We start from the raw sequence: 16,810 nt of genomic DNA, 5'->3' as shown, positions 1-16,810 counted from the left end.
TTTTTCTCTTCACTACCCCCTTTATATATAATCTTAGACATAATTATTTCCTCATTATCAATACCTATCATTATACTGCAAAAGGAAGAACAAACCAATTGCAGTCGGTTATTTATTTTCATATTCATCAAATGACCAAAGTGGCGCTTGATATGCTTCAACAGTTAAATAATTCATATATTCATTAGTACTTACTCTTAATACATCATTTACTAATTCATATAATCTAACATCACCGTTTATTTTTTTCCACTTCTTCACTTTAAGAAACTTCCAAATATCATCATCTGTTACTCGGTCATAACCGAACATGTGAAACTCTTCTACTTTGCTTTCTAAAACGACTTGTAACTGTCCGCGGTATGATTCTACCAAAGCCTCTTTTTCTAACATACATAAACATCTCCTTCTTATTTCAGCACGAAAAGTCGCTTTTAATCCCGCTCTAATGGACAGCAATAACTACTTTCAAGAGCACTCTCATACTTCACTCTCTTAAATGCTTGTCATTCTTGTCTCATACGTGCATATAAATTATTGTAAATCATTCCACTGATTTTGAGAAGGTAGGAGAAGACCATGACGAGACAAAGCTTTTTAAAAGGCGCATTTATTTTAATGATAGCCGGCTTTATTACCAAAATCCTTGGATTTATTAACCGGATTGTAATGGCACGTATTTTAGGGGAAGAAGGTGTTGGCCTTTATATGATGGCCGTTCCTACATTCATTCTAGCAATTACATTAACACAAATCGGCCTTCCTGTCGCAATCGCAAAATTTGTAGCAGAAGCGGAAGCTGTGAACGATAAACAAAGAGTTAAAAAAATATTAACAGTATCATTAGCTGTTACATCCGTTATTAGTATCATTTTAACAATCGGAATTATGCTCCTCACACCTATTTTAGCAAAAACATTATTAACTGATGAACGAACGTACTATCCATTAATGGCCATTTTACCTGTCGTTCCTGTTATTGCTGTTTCTTCTGTTTTACGCGGTTATTTCCAAGGGAAACAAAATATGAAACCTAGCGCTTATGCTCAAGTTATAGAACAAGTTGTCCGCATTACAATTATCGCTATATGCATTCAGTTATTTTTACCTTACGGTGTAGAATATGCTGCAGCTGGCGCTATGTTATCAGCCGTTCTCGGTGAAGTTGCATCGTTATTATTTTTACTCACTTTATTCCAGCGCGAAAAACATTTATCTATACGCTCTGGATTTTTCACTACTGTAAAGGAAAGCAAGGGTACATTTTATTCTCTTATGGATATTGCCCTTCCAACTACAGGAAGTCGTTTAATCGGTTCCGTTTCATATTTTTTTGAACCTATCGTTGTTATGCAAAGCTTAGCGATTGCCGGAGTTGCTGCCTCTGTCGCAACCCAGCAATACGGTATATTAAACGGTTATGCATTCCCACTTCTATCACTGCCAGCCTTTATTACATACGCTCTTTCTACAGCACTCGTTCCATCTATTAGTGAAGCGATGGCTAAAAGACAGCATAAATTAGTGGAACACCGCCTCCAACAAGCTCTTCGGATCTCATTAATTACTGGTGGGTGGTCAGTCGTTATATTATACGTATTCGCTTCTCCTATTTTAACTCTTATGTATGGATCGGATAGTGCAACAGCATTTATCCAGCTTCTTGCACCTTGCTTTTTATTTCATTACTTTCAAAGTCCACTTACCTCTGTTTTACAAGCTTTAAACTTAGCAAGAGCTGCAATGATGAATACATTTATTGGCGCCATCGTGAAATTAATCGTTATTTTTGTACTAGCTTCAAGGCCAGATTTTCAAATGATGGGGGTTGCCCTTGCAATTGCAGCAAATATAGTGACGGTAACATTCCTTCATTACGCTACTGTTTTAAAGAAAATTACATTTACCATTTACGCAAAAGACTACATTTTCGGCGGACTTGCTATCGGTATTGCAGGCGCTTTCGGTTTTTACCTTCATAAATATATAATTTTCTCTCATTCACTCGGCGTACAAACATTATGGGAAATCAATTTAACAACAATCGTTTATATTATCCTCCTCTTCACTTTCAAACTCATTCGAAAAGAAGAGTTAAGTCGACTTCCAATCATTCGAAAACTTTCATTTTTGAAGTAAACGGGCTTACTATTTCATATAGTAAGCCTCTAGTTTTCTTTCAAATCAACAAAAAATTGTCCGTTTTGAAAGCTGCAGTATAAAATTTGTGTGATATCGTTATAACCTAAGTTTTTTAATTTTCCAATGAGCCATTCGTCTGTATGTTCAATCATTTGTAAATGATTCAATTGAATTTCTCCATCAATAATAAGAGGAAGAGTAAACTGCAATGTATCCTGTTTACCTTTTTGTTTTTGAAAGACAGATAACTTCCCAGATGGTTCTAAAATAGCGTATTCTACATCTCGGATATCTCCAACTCCTTGCTCCCTTAATTGCATCAATAAATCATCTATATTATAACGCTGCTTTCTCATCTTCTTTTCATCAATTTTCCCCGCATTTACAAGAATAGCCGGCTCACCTTCTATTAAATGCCGAAATCGTTGAAACTTTAATGAAATGACTGACAAAATAATCTGTATACACATAAGAAAAGTCATCGGAACTAATTGGTGCCAAAGTGATTTATCGGTATTTTCAATTGCGACTACAGCCATTTCCCCAAGCATAATGAATACGACTAAATCTAATACACTTAACTCTCCAATTTCACGTTTACCCATAAGACGAAAAATAATTAATATGATGATATACAAAAGCATCGTCCGGCCAATGATTGATACCCATTCCATTTCTACATCTCCTTTTTTACGTATAGACTCCCCTATAAAAAATAAACTAGTCTAACTTGGGCAAAAAGAAAATATGCTTGTATTAAAAAGGGGGAATGTATAAATGGATGGAACGAAAAAATTATCAACCGCAATCGGCTTTGGTATCATTACCTTATTAATTTTTGCATCAATTATTAGCATGGTTATGGCTCTTTTATTAAAGTTTACAGATATGACTGAAGAGACATTAGCCGTTACTATTTTTATACTAGCTCTTTTATCTATGCTTATATCCGGATTTACTGCCGGCAAAAAAGCACAAGGGAAAGGTTGGCTAGTAGGTTTCACAACAGGTCTTACATTCGCTATACTTGTTTTTCTAGTTAACTATTTAGGCTTCTCTCAAACTTTATCGAACTCCCAGTTACTTTATCAATTAGCATTAATGGGCGCGAGTACACTCGGTGGTATTTTCGGGGTAAATATGTCAAAACAAAACAACTAAAAAAGGCCCTGCACATTTCATGCAGGGCCTTTCTCATTAGTTTTTCACAACTTCACGAATCGCATTACGATCGAAAGTTAAGTGTGAACCACCAGATTTAATAACGATTTTCGTCTCATCTACTGATTCGATTGTACCGTGTAAACCACCGATTGTTACGATAGCATCACCTTTTGCTAACTCATTTTGCATTTGAGCAACTGCTTTTTGACGCTTTTGTTGCGGGCGAATTAATAAGAAATAGAAAATCGCAAACATCGCAACGATCATAACGATATTCATCATACCTGGATTCATCTTTTGTTCCTCCTTTTAAATTATGTATTAGAAGTTTTTAGCATTCGGTTTATTAAAGCCATACTGTTCAAAGAATTCTTCGCGGAAATCGCCAAGACGGTCTTCACGAATAGCTTGTCTCACCTGCTCCATTAAGTTTAACAGAAAATGAAGGTTGTGATAAGACGTTAAACGAATTCCAAATGTTTCATCACATTTCATTAAGTGACGAATGTACGCACGAGAGTAATTTTTACATGTATAGCAATCACAATTTGGATCAAGCGGACCGAAGTCTCTTGCAAATTTCGCATTTTTTACAACTAGACGGCCTTCACTTGTCATACATGTACCATTTCGAGCGATACGAGTTGGAAGTACGCAGTCAAACATATCAATACCACGAATTGCACCATCGATTAACGAGTCAGGAGAACCTACTCCCATTAAGTAACGTGGCTTATTATCTGGAAGAAGTGGTGTTGTAAACTCAAGTACACGGTTCATAATATCTTTCGGTTCACCTACAGATAAACCACCTACAGCGTAACCAGGGAAGTCCATTGAAACAAGGTCTTTTGCACTTTGACGACGAAGCTCTTCGAACTCTCCGCCTTGTACAATACCGAATAAACCTTGATCTTGTGGACGTTCATGCGCTTTTAAACAACGTTCTGCCCAGCGGCTTGTACGTTCTACAGATTTCTTCATATATTCAAAAGTAGCCGGGAAAGGTGGACACTCATCAAATGCCATCATAATATCCGATCCTAATGCATTTTGAATTTCCATCGCTTTTTCTGGTGATAAGAATAATTTATCTCCATTTAAGTGGTTACGGAAGTGAACGCCTTCCTCTTCAATACGACGGAAGTCACTTAAACTGAATACTTGGAAACCACCAGAGTCCGTTAAGATCGCACGATCCCAGTTCATAAATTTATGTAAACCACCTGCTTCACGAATAATTTCGTGACCTGGGCGTAGCCATAAATGATACGTATTACTTAAAATAATGCCAGAATCCATTGCTTTTAATTCTTCTGGTGACATTGTCTTAACTGTTGCAAGTGTACCAACTGGCATAAATGTTGGTGTATCAAATGAACCGTGCGGCGTATGTACACGTCCTAAACGGGCACCTGTTTGTTTACAAGTTTTAATAAATTCATAACGAATTGCTGTCATAATTTACTCCTTTTATTTGTTTCCCATTTTAGCGTGAGATGCAACGAACATTGCATCACCGAAGCTAAAGAAACGATATTTTTCTTTTACTGCTTCATTATAAGCATGAAGTACATTATCTCTATTTGCAAATGCACTTACAAGCATAATTAATGTTGATTTCGGTAAATGGAAGTTTGTAATTAAACCATCAATTGCTTTAAATTCATAACCTGGGTACATAAAAATGTCTGTCCATCCAGAAGCAGCACAAAGCTTACCGTTATGATCTGTCGCAATTGTTTCTAACGTACGAGTTGAAGTCGTACCTACCGTAATAATACGTCCACCATTCTCTTTCACGCGATTTAATAACGCAGCTGTCTCTTCAGACATATGGTAATATTCTGCGTGCATATGGTGTTCTTCAATCGTATCTGCAGAAACTGGTCTAAATGTTCCAAGTCCTACGTGAAGTGTAATGAAAGCTAACCCGACGCCTTTTTGTTTTAACTTCTCCAGTAACTCTTCTGTAAAGTGAAGTCCCGCAGTCGGCGCTGCTGCTGAACCGATTTCTTTCGCATATACTGTTTGATAGCGATCGCGATCTTCTAGCGTCTCTTTAATATATGGAGGAAGTGGCATTTCCCCAAGTTCATCTAAAATTTCATAGAAGATGCCGTCATATGAAAATTCAAGATGACGTCCACCTTGATCTGCAGTTCCTATGCAAGTTGCTTTTAATTTCCCTTCGCCAAAAGAGATAACAGTTCCTTCTTTTACACGTTTCGCTGGCTTAACAAGCGTTTCCCACTTATCGCCTTCTTCTTGTTTTAGAAGAAGTACTTCAATGTGCGCGCCTGTATCTTCTTTCACACCGTGCAAACGAGCAGGCATAACTTTCGTTTCATTTAAAACTAAGCAATCCCCCTCATGTAAGTAAGAAAGAATGTCTGTAAAATGTTTATGCTCAATATCGCCTGTTTCACGATCTAACACCATTAATCTTGATGTCTCACGATCTTCTAATGGGATTTGTGCAATAAGTTCTTCTGGTAAATGAAAATCAAACAGATTAATATCCATAACTATATCCACCTATTTCTTATTTAAATCGATTTATTATATACATAATAAAAGATAATACAATACTTAACACAATACATGTAATGATAGGAAAATAAAAGGTAACGTTACCTTTTTTCACAAAAATATCGCCTGGAAGCCTTCCTATGAACTTCCAAGCTAATCCAACAACAATGAGCAAAATACCAGCTGTAATAAGCAGCTTTGGCATCTCCGTCATACTTTTGGCATCTCCATTCCGAAATGCTCATATGCAAGCGGCGTTACGATTCGGCCTCTTGGCGTTCGTTGTAAAAAGCCAATTTGTAATAAATATGGCTCATATACATCTTCAATCGTATGAGATTCTTCTCCAATCGTTGCCGAAACCGTTTCTAACCCGACTGGGCCACCACGGAATTTCTCAATAATACCAAGCAGTAATTTATGATCGATATGATCTAGACCTAATTTATCTACTTGCAGTAGTTCTAACGCCATTTGTGTAATTTCCATCGTAACCGTTCCGTTACCACGAACTTGTGCGAAATCTCGTACACGTCGTAATAAACGATTCGCAATACGAGGTGTACCACGAGCACGTCTTGCAATTTCTAGTGCGGCTAACGAATCAATTTCAACTTCGAATACTTCTGCTGTACGTTCAACAATCTCAGAAAGCTGATCTACTGTGTAATACTCTAATCTTGAAAGTACACCGAAACGGTCACGAAGCGGCGCTGATAATGCCCCCGCACGGGTCGTTGCTCCAACTAATGTAAATGGCGGTAAATCTAAACGTACAGACCGTGCTGATGGCCCTTTTCCAATTACGATATCAAGGCAAAAATCTTCCATCGCAGGATATAACACTTCTTCAATTGACCTATGCAAACGATGAATTTCATCAATAAATAATACATCACCCGGCTGAAGTGCTGTTAATACAGCTGCTAAATCTCCCGGCCTTTCAATTGCTGGACCTGAAGTTGTTCTAACATTTACGCACATTTCATTGGCAATAATATTGGCAAGCGTCGTTTTACCAAGTCCTGGTGGTCCATATAGAAGCACATGATCTAACGTTTCTTCACGCATTTTCGCTGCTTCAATAAACACTTCTAAATTATGTTTCGCTTTATCTTGGCCAATATACTGACGGAGCGTCTGTGGCCGTAATGAATATTCTAAATCCGAATCTTCATATGCAGATTCCCCTGAAAGGAGACGTTCGTCCATTATACTCACCTCTTACCATTTAGTAAAAGACTAAGTGCCTTTTTAATATACTGATCCGTCGTTAATGATTCTTTTAATAACTCTGGTACAACGCGAGAAACTTCTCGTTCTGCGTATCCAAGTGCGCGCAGAGCTTCCAGCGCCTCATCAAGCTCAACTGATGAACCTTTCTTCTCATCAAAACGTTCTGTGTCTGAGAATAAATCAACAAATGCATCTGGCACGACATCAGCTAGTTTTCCTTTTAAATCTAAAATCATTTGGCGTGCTGTTTTCTTTCCGACGCCCGGGAACTTCACTAAAAACTTCTCGTCTTCGTGTTCAATCGCTTGAACGACCTGTCCTGTTTGACCAGACGCTAAAATTGCAAGAGCGCCTTTTGGTCCAATACCAGACACACCTAACAACTTTGTAAATAATAAACGCTCTTCACGTGTTTTAAACCCGTAAAGTGCCATAATATCTTCTCTCACATAATGATATGTATAGACACGGATTTCTTGCTTATTTCTTTGAAATACATACGGATTTGGTGTGAAAATTTGATAACCAATTCCATTATGGTCAATTACGACATATTCCGGTCCTACATACTCCACGTAACCTGTAACATATTCAAACAAAATACGATCTCTCCCTCTTAAATCATGTATTCCATTTTAACATATTTAATGATAGAAAAGCGAGACTACCCCAACAAATGTTCCCTATTTGAAACTTCTGTTATTTTCCATTGACAGAAAGTATGAAGCACCTTAATATACAGAAGTCGATAATGATTATCAATATTAATTAAAGGGGTTACATCAGGATGAAACAGAAGCTATTTATTTTATTTACTATTATGCTAGTTGTTCTTTCTATCGTTGGCTGTTCTTCTCAAAAAGAAGAATCGAAAGCGAAAGAACAACTGAAAACAAAAGTTGTAAAACACACTAAAGGGGAGGCTACAATTCCAGTAAATCCAAAGAGAATTGTTGACCTGTCTGGATCAACAGAAGAATTATTACTTCTTGGACACAAACCTGTTGGTACAGCAAACACATATAAAGATAAAATCCAAAATCATTTAACAGAAAAATTAGACGGAGTAAAAGCAGTAGGGTGGTACTGGGCACCTAAAGTTGATCTAGAAGCTGTTACTGCATTAAAACCAGACTTAATTATTTTAAATAATCGTCAATTGAAGATCTATGATCAATTAGAAAAGGTTGCACCAACAGTTGTTTTAGAAACAAACTTAGAAGACTGGCGCGGTAAGTTTAAAGAAGTAGGTAAACTATTTGACGAAGAAAAGAAAGCAGACAAATGGATTGCAGACTACGATAAAAAAGCAGACTCTTTATCTAAAAAAATTAAAGAAAAAACAAAAGATGAGAACTTTATGTTCGTCGCAGTTACACCACAAAACTTCCGTGTATACGGTAGCTTCGGATACGGTGACATCATCTTTAATGACTTAAAACTTCCAGCAACAAAAGGTACAGATTTAAAACAAACGATGGCACAAGTATCGTTAGAAGGTCTTGTTGCATTCCAACCTGATCAAATGTTTATTGTAAACTTTGGCGGCGAAGCTGATAAAGTTTACGAAGACTACAAAAACAGTGCCGTTTGGAAAGACAATAAAGCAGTTAAAAACAATCACGTATATGAAGTATCAAATGAACTCTTCAATACGAAAGCTTTCAATCCAATCGGAAAAGATATGCTAATTGATGAAATCGCAAAACAAATTTTAGATAAAAACAAGTAAAAAAAGCAGCTCACCATGAGCTGCTTTTTTTCTTATTTTGCACTGCGTATTGCTTCATTTTTTCAATCGTCTTCACAAAACCTTCTTTTGATTTAATACGAATACCACGCTTCAACTTCGCACGCTCATAGCTCTCAAGCTTTTTCATATCAATTTGAAAGAAGGAATGAATCGCATTATCACTTTTCGGTACACCTTTGAAAATTTGTAATATCCCTTCCTCTGACACACCAAAATAACCGCTCGTCTTTAATAACGGAGAAATATCATCAACTTTCTTTTGTAATACAATTTGTACATCATCACGATCAACGAGCTGCCATTCTTTATACTGCTGTAAAAACTTTTCTAAGTCCGCTACTTTTTCTGTAAAGATTTCCTCACTTACTTCTCCATCAACATACATTCGCTCTAATAAAATTGTAACTTCAGGCTCTTTTTCTGTTACTTCTGGTACTGGCCCTTCCGCCTTCACATTCGTTTCATAAACGAAACAAAACATCATAACGAAAGCTTGCATCGTAATCAGTATCCATTTCATTTCCGTTCACCTCTTTTAGGCAAGATCAAACTTTCATTAGTAGTTTTTCCGGAAATGGAGGTTTTATCCATATAAATGACCATATTACATTTCTCTCGAAAATAAAAAAATGCAGATAAAGTTTTATCTTTATCTGCATTAGCATTTGTTTTTATATAAAATGAAAGACGCCTGCAAAGCAGGCGTCTTGATGCGTTTACGGCGAGAGACCAGGCGACCACATTCGCGTGTTTAGCACTTAAGCATATCTCTCGTCTTACGTAAATTAGCTCATCGCTTTGCTAATATAACATTAATAAAGTATAAGTGCAACATGTTTATAAAAATATTTTATTTCCTCTTTTACTCAAACGAAATTCGTGTAAATTATAAATTGATAAATGCAATATATATGTTACAATTAATATAATAGCGAAATCATAATAAACAGGAGATGGATATTGTGAAAAAAATAAAGGATGAACGTCTCATTCTGAAAACATTAAAAAACATACGTATTGCCTTTCTTTTTCAATCGCTTGGTATAATTGGCATTTTAGGATATATCGGATTCACTGAAGGAATGGATCAAGCTACGAAATCTCCATTATGGTTATTATTTATCCTTACAAGTATCGTACTTAGTTATTTACAGTTAAGCGTTTCTATCGATGTAGAAGAAGGCGAAAAGGATATAAAGTTAACTCCTTATTACAAAATTATTGTACGCTCTCTTATTGCAGGAACTATTATAGCCATTATTTATATCATTTTCAGTCCAGAGAGACCTTTTTTCGAAGCTATTTTAACAGGTAGTATTTTCTTTATATGCTTTTTAATTTCTTATTCCATTAGTTATTTCATTAAAAAACGTCGTTTACAAGACAACGATGAATAAAGAGGAAGGGCTACCCCTTCCTCTTTCGTTTTGCTATCGCATAGTACCAGTTAAACCGTAACGAATGTCTCGGAACATATTTCCTATATCACGATTAAAATCGTTTGTAACAGTACCATTACGTAGACGTGTGCTCATTGCATCGACACGAGTAAACATATCATTTCTTACAGAAACATATACGTTTCTGTTTCCAACTTCATTTGAAACCGCTTGACGAATTTCGTTCGCCATCGCCGTTTCATTTGTCACTGTATTACGTGGTTTTACTGCAATCGCTACATCGTTTCCATATACAACTGTAGACACGCGGTCTACGTTATTCATACGTTTCACACGATTCGTTATTCTTTCAGCTGTTTTACCATCATTGTTAATGTATGAATTGTTCATTGTAATATTACGAGTTGGATGCGGATTAGCAATTTGTCCGTTGTAATTTACATCGCGGTAATAATTGTTATATCCTGTATCGTTACGACCATTTCTATATGTTACATAATCTGTATAGCGATCATTACGCGCTACATTATCACGATACTGGTGTGTATCATTATAAGATGTATGCTTATAGTTGTAGTTACGTCCATCCATTGCATTGTTATCTTTTGGTGTACCACATGCAGCTAATGCACTGGTAACTAACAAAGAAGCAGCAATCACTTTTACTTTCGTATTCAATACAAAAACCCCCTCTGTTAGAATGAACTTCTCTTCTGAAAAGCTCCCTCTTATGATGAGTAACAGAGAAGGTTTTTACACTGTTAATATTTCACTGGGGATTTTCTAACATTTGATGTAAATCTTCCATTTTCAGAACGACTCTACATACAAAAAAGGCGGGAATAATCCCGCCTTTTTTAAACTTCCTCTTCGTCCTCTTCTTCTGAAACCGGCTCCCCAAATACATTTGGTGGATCTGGTTGATAATACATCGTTCCTGGCTGTGGCGCATATGCCGATTGAGTTGGTTGATAATATAAAGGATTCGCGTATTGTGGTCCTCCAGGTTGCGGACTATATAGCCTACTCTCTCCTCCGCATCCACAATCTTCCTCTCCTTGCACGAGCGGTGGCATATTATTATCCATTGGCATCATATTTGGATTTGGCATAGACGTATATTGCGGTCCAAACGGTGCCCCTTGCTGATATGGCATTTGATATGGATTTTGTTGTTGATAATACGGATTTGGCGGCATCATAGGCTGTTGGTATGGTATTTGATATGGCATCATATTCGGTGGTTGATTATTATCCATTATCGGCATCATATTCGGCATTTGATTGTTATCCATTATTGGCATCATATTTGGCATTTGATTGTTATCCATTATTGGCATCATATTTGGCATTTGATTGTTATCCATTATTGGCATCATGTTTGGCATTTGATTGTTATCCATTATTGGCATCATATTTGGCATTTGATTGTTATCCATTATTGGCATCATATTTGGCATTTGATTATTATCCATTATCGGCATCATATTCGGCATTTGATTATTATCCATTATTGGCATTTGGTTGTTATCCATTATTGGCATCATATTCGGCATTTGATTATTATCCATTATCGGCATCATATTCGGCATTTGATTATTATCCATTATCGGCATCATATTCGGCATTTGATTGTTATCCATTATCGGCATGATGTTTGGTATTGGGTTATTATCCATGATTGGCATTATATTTGGTGGTTGATTATTATCCAACATTGGCATGATGTTTGGCATTTGAATATTTGGCGGTATTACTTGTGGAATAACTACATTCTCTTTCGTTACATTTGGTGACACGATATTCCCTACATTTTCTTTCTTCACTTGCGGTGACACGATATTCCCTACATTTTCTTTCTTCACTTGCGGTGACACGATATTCCCTACATTTTCTTTCTTTACTTGCGGTGACACGATATTTCCTATATTTTCTTTCTTTACTTGCGGTGACACGATATTTCCTATGTTTTCTTTTTTTACTTGCGGTGACACGATATTTCCTACGTTTTCTTTTTTTACTTGCGGTGACACGATATTTCCTACGTTTTCTTTTTTTACTTGCGGTGACACGATATTATCTTTTTTCGTTTGAGGAGAAATGATGTTATTAGGTTTCATTTTAGTAATTTGAGGAGCAATTAACTCGCTTCCTTTTTTAATTACATCTGAAATTTTATATTCCTTTTTCGCTTTTATTGGTGGTTGCGGCGGCTGTGGTAAAACATTTACCGAAAACTTCGTGTTTTCTTTCTCTGCTGGTTTTTGTTTTTCTATAACAGGTGGTTTTTGAATAACTGACGGTTTTTCAACTGGTTTTTCTATTTGAATTGGTTTTTCTTTTTGCACTTCTTTTTGTGGCTTTACCTGTACTTCTTTTTGCGGTTTCACTTGCATTTCCTTCTGTGGCTTTACCTGTACTTCTTTTTGTGGTTTTACTTGCATTTCCTTCTGTGGCTTTACCTGTACTTCTTTTTGTGGTTTTACTTGCACTTCTTTTTGCGTTTGTTGCATAGCCGGTTGCTGTGTAATTGGTGCTGATTGATACGAAACTTCTTCCTCATCTTCTATTCCAAGCGGTGTTGGCGTTGCTGCAAATTCTTTTTGTTGCACTTCTTTAACATATTGTTTTGGAGGTGCTGAACCTGCTCCAGCATGTTGTTTTACGTGAACGCTGTTTGATGGTACTTTAATTTTCATACCTGGCATAATTAAATCCGGATTACTAAGTTGTGTATTTGTTTTTTTCAACGTATCAAAATCTACTCCGTACTTTTTCGCAATTTTCCAAAGGGTATCCCCTTTTTGCACAATATGAATTTTCAAATTTTCCCCCTCCTGTATAACTTATCTATAAGTAACAAATCTCATGAAGTAACCCTTTCTAAATAACGCTAACTTCTTTTCACTTGTATCACTTCTTCGATTTTCAATATCATTAGAAGTGGAATAAGCATAAGAAAATCGCAATGATTTCTTCAAAACAATGTATGCCCATTTCGTTCTCGTTATGATTATGTGTATGAAAAAAAGCACCGGGAATCCCGCTGCTTCATACACGCTCTAACATACGATTTAATGCAAGAACCGCTTCTTCAGTCACTTGTTTATCTACGCTAATAACGTTAATTTCTTCTCCTCTTTCTACCGTTTCAAGCGCCCATAATAAGTGCGGCAGATCAATTCGGTTCATCGTTAAACACGGACACATAAAGGGGTTAAGTGAAACAATCTCTTTATCTGGATGTTGTTGAATAATTCGGTTCACTAAATTCATTTCTGTACCAATCGCCCATTTACTTCCAGATGAAGCCGATTCAATCATATCAATAATATATTTCGTTGACCCTGCGTAATCCGAAGCTGCTACAACTTGGTAGCAACATTCCGGATGTACAATAATATTCATATCCGGATGATTCTTCCGTACATTTTCAATATTTTTCACTGTAAAGTTTTGATGAACCGAACAATGACCTTTCCATAAAATCACTTGAATTTCTTCTATATCTCCATCGTACTCTAATGAATCTGTATACGGGTCCCATACTGCCATTTTATCTAACGGGATGCCTAAATCGTACGCTGTATTTCTCCCTAAATGTTGATCCGGTAAAAAGACAAGCCGTTCTTTTTGTGTAAACGCCCAAGATACCATTTGTTTTGCATTAGAAGAAGTTACTGTCGCTCCTCCATTGCGACCACAAAACGCTTTAATTGCAGCTGTAGAGTTGACATATGTTAATGGAATCATCGTATCTCCAAATAATTTCGTGAGCTCTTTCCACGCTCTTTCTGTTTGTTCGATATCTGCCATATCTGCCATTGAACAACCTGCGCGCATATCTGGCAAAATAACGATTTGATCAGCTGTCGTTAACATATCAGCTGTTTCTGCCATAAAGTGTACACCACAAAATACAATATATTTCGCTTCTTTATTGCTCGCTGCAACTTGTGCAAGCTGAAGTGAATCTCCTGCTGCATCAGAAAATTGTACCACTTCATCTTTTTGGTAATGATGTCCTGGAATAAATAGTGTTTTCCCCATTTTTTCTTTAATTTCACGAACACGCTTTTCCATTTCTTCTGTTGTCATCGTGTAATAACGCTCTGGTAACATCGTTTCAATCGGTTGCACTTTTTCTAAAATACTCATATTCCTTTCTCCCCCTCTAAGCCACTTTCCTTACGCCTCAATATTGAAACTAATATCAAGTGCTTTCACTGAATGTGTTAACGCTCCAAGTGAAATATAATCGACCCCTGTTTTTCCATATTTCGATAAATCTTCAATTGTAATGCCTCCTGATGCTTCCGTAACGATGGCACTTGGTACAATCTTTGAAAACTCCCGGATCTCATCTGGCGTACGGTTATCAAACATAATAATATCTGCACCAGCAGCTACAGCCTCTCTCACTTGCTCCTCCGTTTCTGTTTCCACTTCTACTTTCACCATATGTCCTAATTTTTCTTTCACCGATGTAACAGCTTTCGTAATAGAACCAGCAAAAGTAATATGATTGTCTTTAATCATGACACCGTCATATAAACCGAAACGGTGATTAAATCCGCCTCCGCACACGACTGCATACTTATCAAACATGCGTAGCCCTGGCATCGTTTTTCGCGTATCGCAAATACGTGTATGGCCGCTATCTAAAGCAAGAACAGCTTTATGTGTCATCGTAGCTATCCCGCTCATACGCTGGATAACGTTTAATATAACGCGCTCTGCCGTCAATAACGAAGCAATTGGTCCTTGCGCAGTTGCTATTATTTCGCCCTTTTCTACAAGATCTCCATCTTTTTTATGAAGCTCCACTTCAATTTTTTCATCAATTAATTTAAATCCTTCTTCAATTACTAAACGCCCCGCAAAGACACCTGTATCCTTCGCAAGAAACGTTCCTTTTGAAAGTAAATTGTCTGGAAAAATAAGCTGAGATGTTACATCTCTTTCTCCTATATCTTCTAGAAAAAATCGATTTAATGCTTCTTTCACTTTTATCGTGTTCATAGAGCCCCTCTTCCCTTCATCACACAAGTTGTAGTTTTCTTTTCACTCGAACGATCTCTTTTTTTACGCTATTTCTATCTGGATAGTCACTTCGATAATGGCCACCAATACTTTCTTCTCTTTGCAAAGCTGACACGACTATAAGCTCACAGGCTGTTAACATATTAATAAGCGTTATCTCTTCATTTGTAAGAGCATCATGTTGTAATATCATATTTCGAACACCGTACTTACTAAGCCATCTCTTTGCATAAGATAAACTTTTCTCTGTTCGCACAATCCCAACATATTTCATCATGCATTCTTGTATTTCTTCTTTCGCCGGCAAATGATTCAGAACGATAAACTTCTTTTCCTTCCCAGCCACGTTGTTCCAGCTTTCTTTTGTCGCTTTCGTTAAAATATGTTGTCCTATTCTTTTTCCAAACACAAGACCTTCTAATAATGAATTACTTGCTAATCTATTTGCTCCATGAACACCATTACAAGCTACTTCACCGACCGCATATAAATTTGGAATGGACGTCTCCCCATCACAGTTCGTTTTCACGCCGCCCATATGAAAATGAGCACCGGGTACGACTGGAATGCGTTTTTCATTTATATCGACACCATTCTTTTCACACAATGATGATACAGTCGGAAAACGTCCTTCGAAATTTTGAATAGACTCGATATTCAAATACACTTGTTCACCCGCCAAAAGCTGCTCATGAATCGCTCTTGCTACTACATCACGTGGTGCGAGATCGTGATCAGGGTGTATATTCATCATAAAACGCTGCCCTTTTCCATTCATAAGGACAGCTCCTTCACCACGGACAGCTTCAGAGACGAGGCCGCAGCATCGCCCGTTCGCGTATAACATTGTTGGATGAAACTGTACAAACTCTAAATCTACGAGCTCCCCGCCTGCGCGGTACACCATCGCAAGTCCATCACCCGTAATTGTCTTATCGTTAGAAGTAAAGGCGTATAAACCGCCAATCCCACCTGTTGCTAACACCGTATAATCTGCAACGTAACGCTTCAACTTCCCTTCACTAGTTCTTGTTAAAACTCCAACACATTTATCATTTTCTATAATAAAATCGAGCACCATTTCCTGTTCCACTACCGTAACGTGCGGAGCTACTTCTTGAATGAAATGCTCTAATAAATTCTTTCCTGTTGCATCGCCACCTGCATGTAAAATACGACGCTTTCGATGTGCGCCTTCTTTTCCAAGATGAGGACCCGTTTCATCTCCATCAAATTTCATTCCATTTTCAATGAGATTATTCATTTCTTTCGGTCCTTCCTCGACTAAATAACGGACCACATCTTCATTGTTATAATGACATCCTGCTACTAACGTATCTTCAAAATGATCATTTGGATTGTCATATGTTGCAACTGCTGCGGCAATTCCACCTTGCGCTAAATATGTATTATTATTACGATTTGTTTCCTTTGTGATAATAATCACATTCTTTTCGTGACAAATCTCTTTCGCAACACGAAGTGCCGCAACGCCACTTCCAATAATTAAGACATCTGCACTTGGCATAATTGTTGCCTC

17 protein-coding genes and 1 pseudogene are annotated in these 16,810 nt (G+C 37.1%); 4 read left to right on the top strand and 14 right to left on the bottom strand.

Going from position 1 to position 16,810, the window contains the following annotated elements; all coding sequences use genetic code 11:
- Positions 1–108: 108 nt before the first annotated feature.
- Positions 109–393: a post-transcriptional regulator gene (locus ACSG5Z_RS10480; RefSeq protein WP_000890214.1), complete on the bottom strand. Its 285-nt coding sequence runs from the start codon at positions 391–393 to the stop codon at positions 109–111.
- A gap of 186 nt (positions 394–579) precedes the next feature.
- Between ACSG5Z_RS10480 and spoVB the strand changes: the two genes are divergently transcribed.
- Complete coding sequence (spoVB, locus tag ACSG5Z_RS10475; protein WP_435711430.1) at positions 580–2,139, top strand: stage V sporulation protein B; 1,560 nt, start codon at positions 580–582, stop codon at positions 2,137–2,139.
- Positions 2,140–2,168: 29 nt separating this feature from the next.
- Here spoVB and ACSG5Z_RS10470 read toward each other — a convergent pair whose 3' ends face one another.
- Positions 2,169–2,816, bottom strand: coding sequence for a DUF421 domain-containing protein (locus ACSG5Z_RS10470; RefSeq protein ID WP_000455380.1), 648 nt, complete (start codon positions 2,814–2,816; stop codon positions 2,169–2,171).
- A 103-nt stretch (positions 2,817–2,919) separates the two neighbouring features.
- Between ACSG5Z_RS10470 and ACSG5Z_RS10465 the strand changes: the two genes are divergently transcribed.
- Positions 2,920–3,303, top strand: coding sequence for a TIGR04086 family membrane protein (locus tag ACSG5Z_RS10465; RefSeq protein ID WP_000349129.1), 384 nt, complete (start codon positions 2,920–2,922; stop codon positions 3,301–3,303).
- 36 nt (positions 3,304–3,339) lie between these two features.
- On the opposite strand, the gene yajC is transcribed toward ACSG5Z_RS10465, so the two are convergent.
- Genes yajC through ruvA form a run of 6 tightly spaced genes read right to left on the bottom strand, consistent with a single transcriptional unit; the run spans position 3,340 to position 7,673 of the window.
- Positions 3,340–3,600 (bottom strand): preprotein translocase subunit YajC, encoded by a 261-nt coding sequence (gene yajC, locus ACSG5Z_RS10460; protein ID WP_001068064.1) that lies wholly within the window; start codon positions 3,598–3,600, stop codon positions 3,340–3,342.
- A gap of 27 nt (positions 3,601–3,627) precedes the next feature.
- Positions 3,628–4,767, bottom strand: a complete 1,140-nt coding sequence (tgt, locus tag ACSG5Z_RS10455; protein ID WP_000125362.1) for a tRNA guanosine(34) transglycosylase Tgt — start codon at positions 4,765–4,767, stop codon at positions 3,628–3,630.
- 12 nt (positions 4,768–4,779) lie between these two features.
- The gene (queA, locus tag ACSG5Z_RS10450) at positions 4,780–5,832 is read right to left on the bottom strand and encodes a tRNA preQ1(34) S-adenosylmethionine ribosyltransferase-isomerase QueA (protein ID WP_048541404.1); all 1,053 of its coding nucleotides are present in this window, start codon (positions 5,830–5,832) and stop codon (positions 4,780–4,782) included.
- A 19-nt stretch (positions 5,833–5,851) separates the two neighbouring features.
- Positions 5,852–6,052 (bottom strand): DUF2905 domain-containing protein, encoded by a 201-nt coding sequence (locus tag ACSG5Z_RS10445; protein WP_000138162.1) that lies wholly within the window; start codon positions 6,050–6,052, stop codon positions 5,852–5,854.
- Positions 6,049–7,050, bottom strand: a complete 1,002-nt coding sequence (ruvB, locus tag ACSG5Z_RS10440) for a Holliday junction branch migration DNA helicase RuvB (protein WP_088064463.1) — start codon at positions 7,048–7,050, stop codon at positions 6,049–6,051. Before ruvB ends, ACSG5Z_RS10445 begins: the two co-directional genes overlap by 4 nt.
- 5 nt (positions 7,051–7,055) lie before the next feature.
- Complete coding sequence (gene ruvA / locus ACSG5Z_RS10435) at positions 7,056–7,673, bottom strand: Holliday junction DNA helicase RuvA (RefSeq protein WP_088064464.1); 618 nt, start codon at positions 7,671–7,673, stop codon at positions 7,056–7,058.
- A gap of 188 nt (positions 7,674–7,861) precedes the next feature.
- On the opposite strand from ruvA, the gene ACSG5Z_RS10430 reads away from it, so the two are divergent.
- Complete coding sequence (locus ACSG5Z_RS10430) at positions 7,862–8,806, top strand: iron-hydroxamate ABC transporter substrate-binding protein (RefSeq protein WP_088064465.1); 945 nt, start codon at positions 7,862–7,864, stop codon at positions 8,804–8,806.
- A 10-nt stretch (positions 8,807–8,816) separates the two neighbouring features.
- Here the strand turns inward: ACSG5Z_RS10430 and ACSG5Z_RS10425 are convergent, their stop codons facing one another.
- A complete protein-coding gene (locus ACSG5Z_RS10425) occupies positions 8,817–9,347 on the bottom strand; it encodes a BofC C-terminal domain-containing protein (RefSeq protein WP_087985316.1) in 531 nt (176 codons plus the stop codon).
- Between the two features lie 433 nt (positions 9,348–9,780).
- Between ACSG5Z_RS10425 and ACSG5Z_RS10420 the strand changes: the two genes are divergently transcribed.
- Entirely contained in the window at positions 9,781–10,224 is a 444-nt protein-coding gene (locus ACSG5Z_RS10420; protein WP_435711429.1) for a branched-chain amino acid ABC transporter substrate-binding protein, read from the top strand.
- A 33-nt stretch (positions 10,225–10,257) separates the two neighbouring features.
- Here the strand turns inward: ACSG5Z_RS10420 and ACSG5Z_RS10415 are convergent, their stop codons facing one another.
- The 5 genes and pseudogenes from ACSG5Z_RS10415 to nadB all read right to left on the bottom strand — a co-directional run bounded on the left by ACSG5Z_RS10415 (position 10,258) and on the right by nadB (position 16,798).
- Positions 10,258–10,905 carry a YhcN/YlaJ family sporulation lipoprotein gene (locus tag ACSG5Z_RS10415; protein ID WP_001093539.1) on the bottom strand — a complete coding sequence of 216 codons (648 nt, stop codon included), beginning with the start codon at positions 10,903–10,905 and terminating at the stop codon, positions 10,258–10,260.
- Between the two features lie 1,990 nt (positions 10,906–12,895).
- Positions 12,896–13,052, bottom strand: a pseudogene (safA, locus tag ACSG5Z_RS10410) (SafA/ExsA family spore coat assembly protein); the annotation flags it as partial.
- A gap of 226 nt (positions 13,053–13,278) precedes the next feature.
- Positions 13,279–14,385, bottom strand: coding sequence for a quinolinate synthase NadA (gene nadA, locus ACSG5Z_RS10405; protein WP_431144347.1), 1,107 nt, complete (start codon positions 14,383–14,385; stop codon positions 13,279–13,281).
- A 30-nt stretch (positions 14,386–14,415) separates the two neighbouring features.
- Positions 14,416–15,249, bottom strand: coding sequence for a carboxylating nicotinate-nucleotide diphosphorylase (gene nadC / locus ACSG5Z_RS10400; protein WP_088064469.1), 834 nt, complete (start codon positions 15,247–15,249; stop codon positions 14,416–14,418).
- 19 nt (positions 15,250–15,268) lie between these two features.
- On the bottom strand, positions 15,269–16,798 hold the full coding sequence (nadB, locus tag ACSG5Z_RS10395) for an L-aspartate oxidase (protein ID WP_088064470.1): 1,530 nt from the start codon (positions 16,796–16,798) through the stop codon (positions 15,269–15,271).
- Positions 16,799–16,810: the final 12 nt, after the last annotated feature.

This window comes from Bacillus pretiosus, from assembly GCF_051294775.1.
Lineage (GTDB): Bacteria > Bacillota > Bacilli > Bacillales > Bacillaceae_G > Bacillus_A > Bacillus_A wiedmannii.
Note: the sequence above shows the minus strand (reverse complement) of the source record. Positions and strands in the feature narration are given on the sequence as shown.

Coding starts and splice junctions, on each gene's coding strand:
- ACSG5Z_RS10480 (WP_000890214.1), bottom strand. CDS start 393: ATGTTAGAAAAAGAGGCTTTGGTAGAATCATACCGCGGACAGTTACAA.
- ACSG5Z_RS10420 (WP_435711429.1), top strand. CDS start 9,781: ATGGATATTGTGAAAAAAATAAAGGATGAACGTCTCATTCTGAAAACA.
- yajC (WP_001068064.1), bottom strand. CDS start 3,600: ATGAATCCAGGTATGATGAATATCGTTATGATCGTTGCGATGTTTGCG.
- nadA (WP_431144347.1), bottom strand. CDS start 14,385: ATGAGTATTTTAGAAAAAGTGCAACCGATTGAAACGATGTTACCAGAG.
- nadB (WP_088064470.1), bottom strand. CDS start 16,798: ATGCCAAGTGCAGATGTCTTAATTATTGGAAGTGGCGTTGCGGCACTT.
- spoVB (WP_435711430.1), top strand. CDS start 580: ATGACGAGACAAAGCTTTTTAAAAGGCGCATTTATTTTAATGATAGCC.
- ACSG5Z_RS10470 (WP_000455380.1), bottom strand. CDS start 2,816: ATGGAATGGGTATCAATCATTGGCCGGACGATGCTTTTGTATATCATC.
- tgt (WP_000125362.1), bottom strand. CDS start 4,767: ATGACAGCAATTCGTTATGAATTTATTAAAACTTGTAAACAAACAGGT.
- ACSG5Z_RS10430 (WP_088064465.1), top strand. CDS start 7,862: ATGAAACAGAAGCTATTTATTTTATTTACTATTATGCTAGTTGTTCTT.
- ruvB (WP_088064463.1), bottom strand. CDS start 7,050: ATGGACGAACGTCTCCTTTCAGGGGAATCTGCATATGAAGATTCGGAT.
- ACSG5Z_RS10465 (WP_000349129.1), top strand. CDS start 2,920: ATGGATGGAACGAAAAAATTATCAACCGCAATCGGCTTTGGTATCATT.
- ACSG5Z_RS10445 (WP_000138162.1), bottom strand. CDS start 6,052: ATGACGGAGATGCCAAAGCTGCTTATTACAGCTGGTATTTTGCTCATT.
- nadC (WP_088064469.1), bottom strand. CDS start 15,249: ATGAACACGATAAAAGTGAAAGAAGCATTAAATCGATTTTTTCTAGAA.
- ACSG5Z_RS10425 (WP_087985316.1), bottom strand. CDS start 9,347: ATGAAATGGATACTGATTACGATGCAAGCTTTCGTTATGATGTTTTGT.
- queA (WP_048541404.1), bottom strand. CDS start 5,832: ATGGATATTAATCTGTTTGATTTTCATTTACCAGAAGAACTTATTGCA.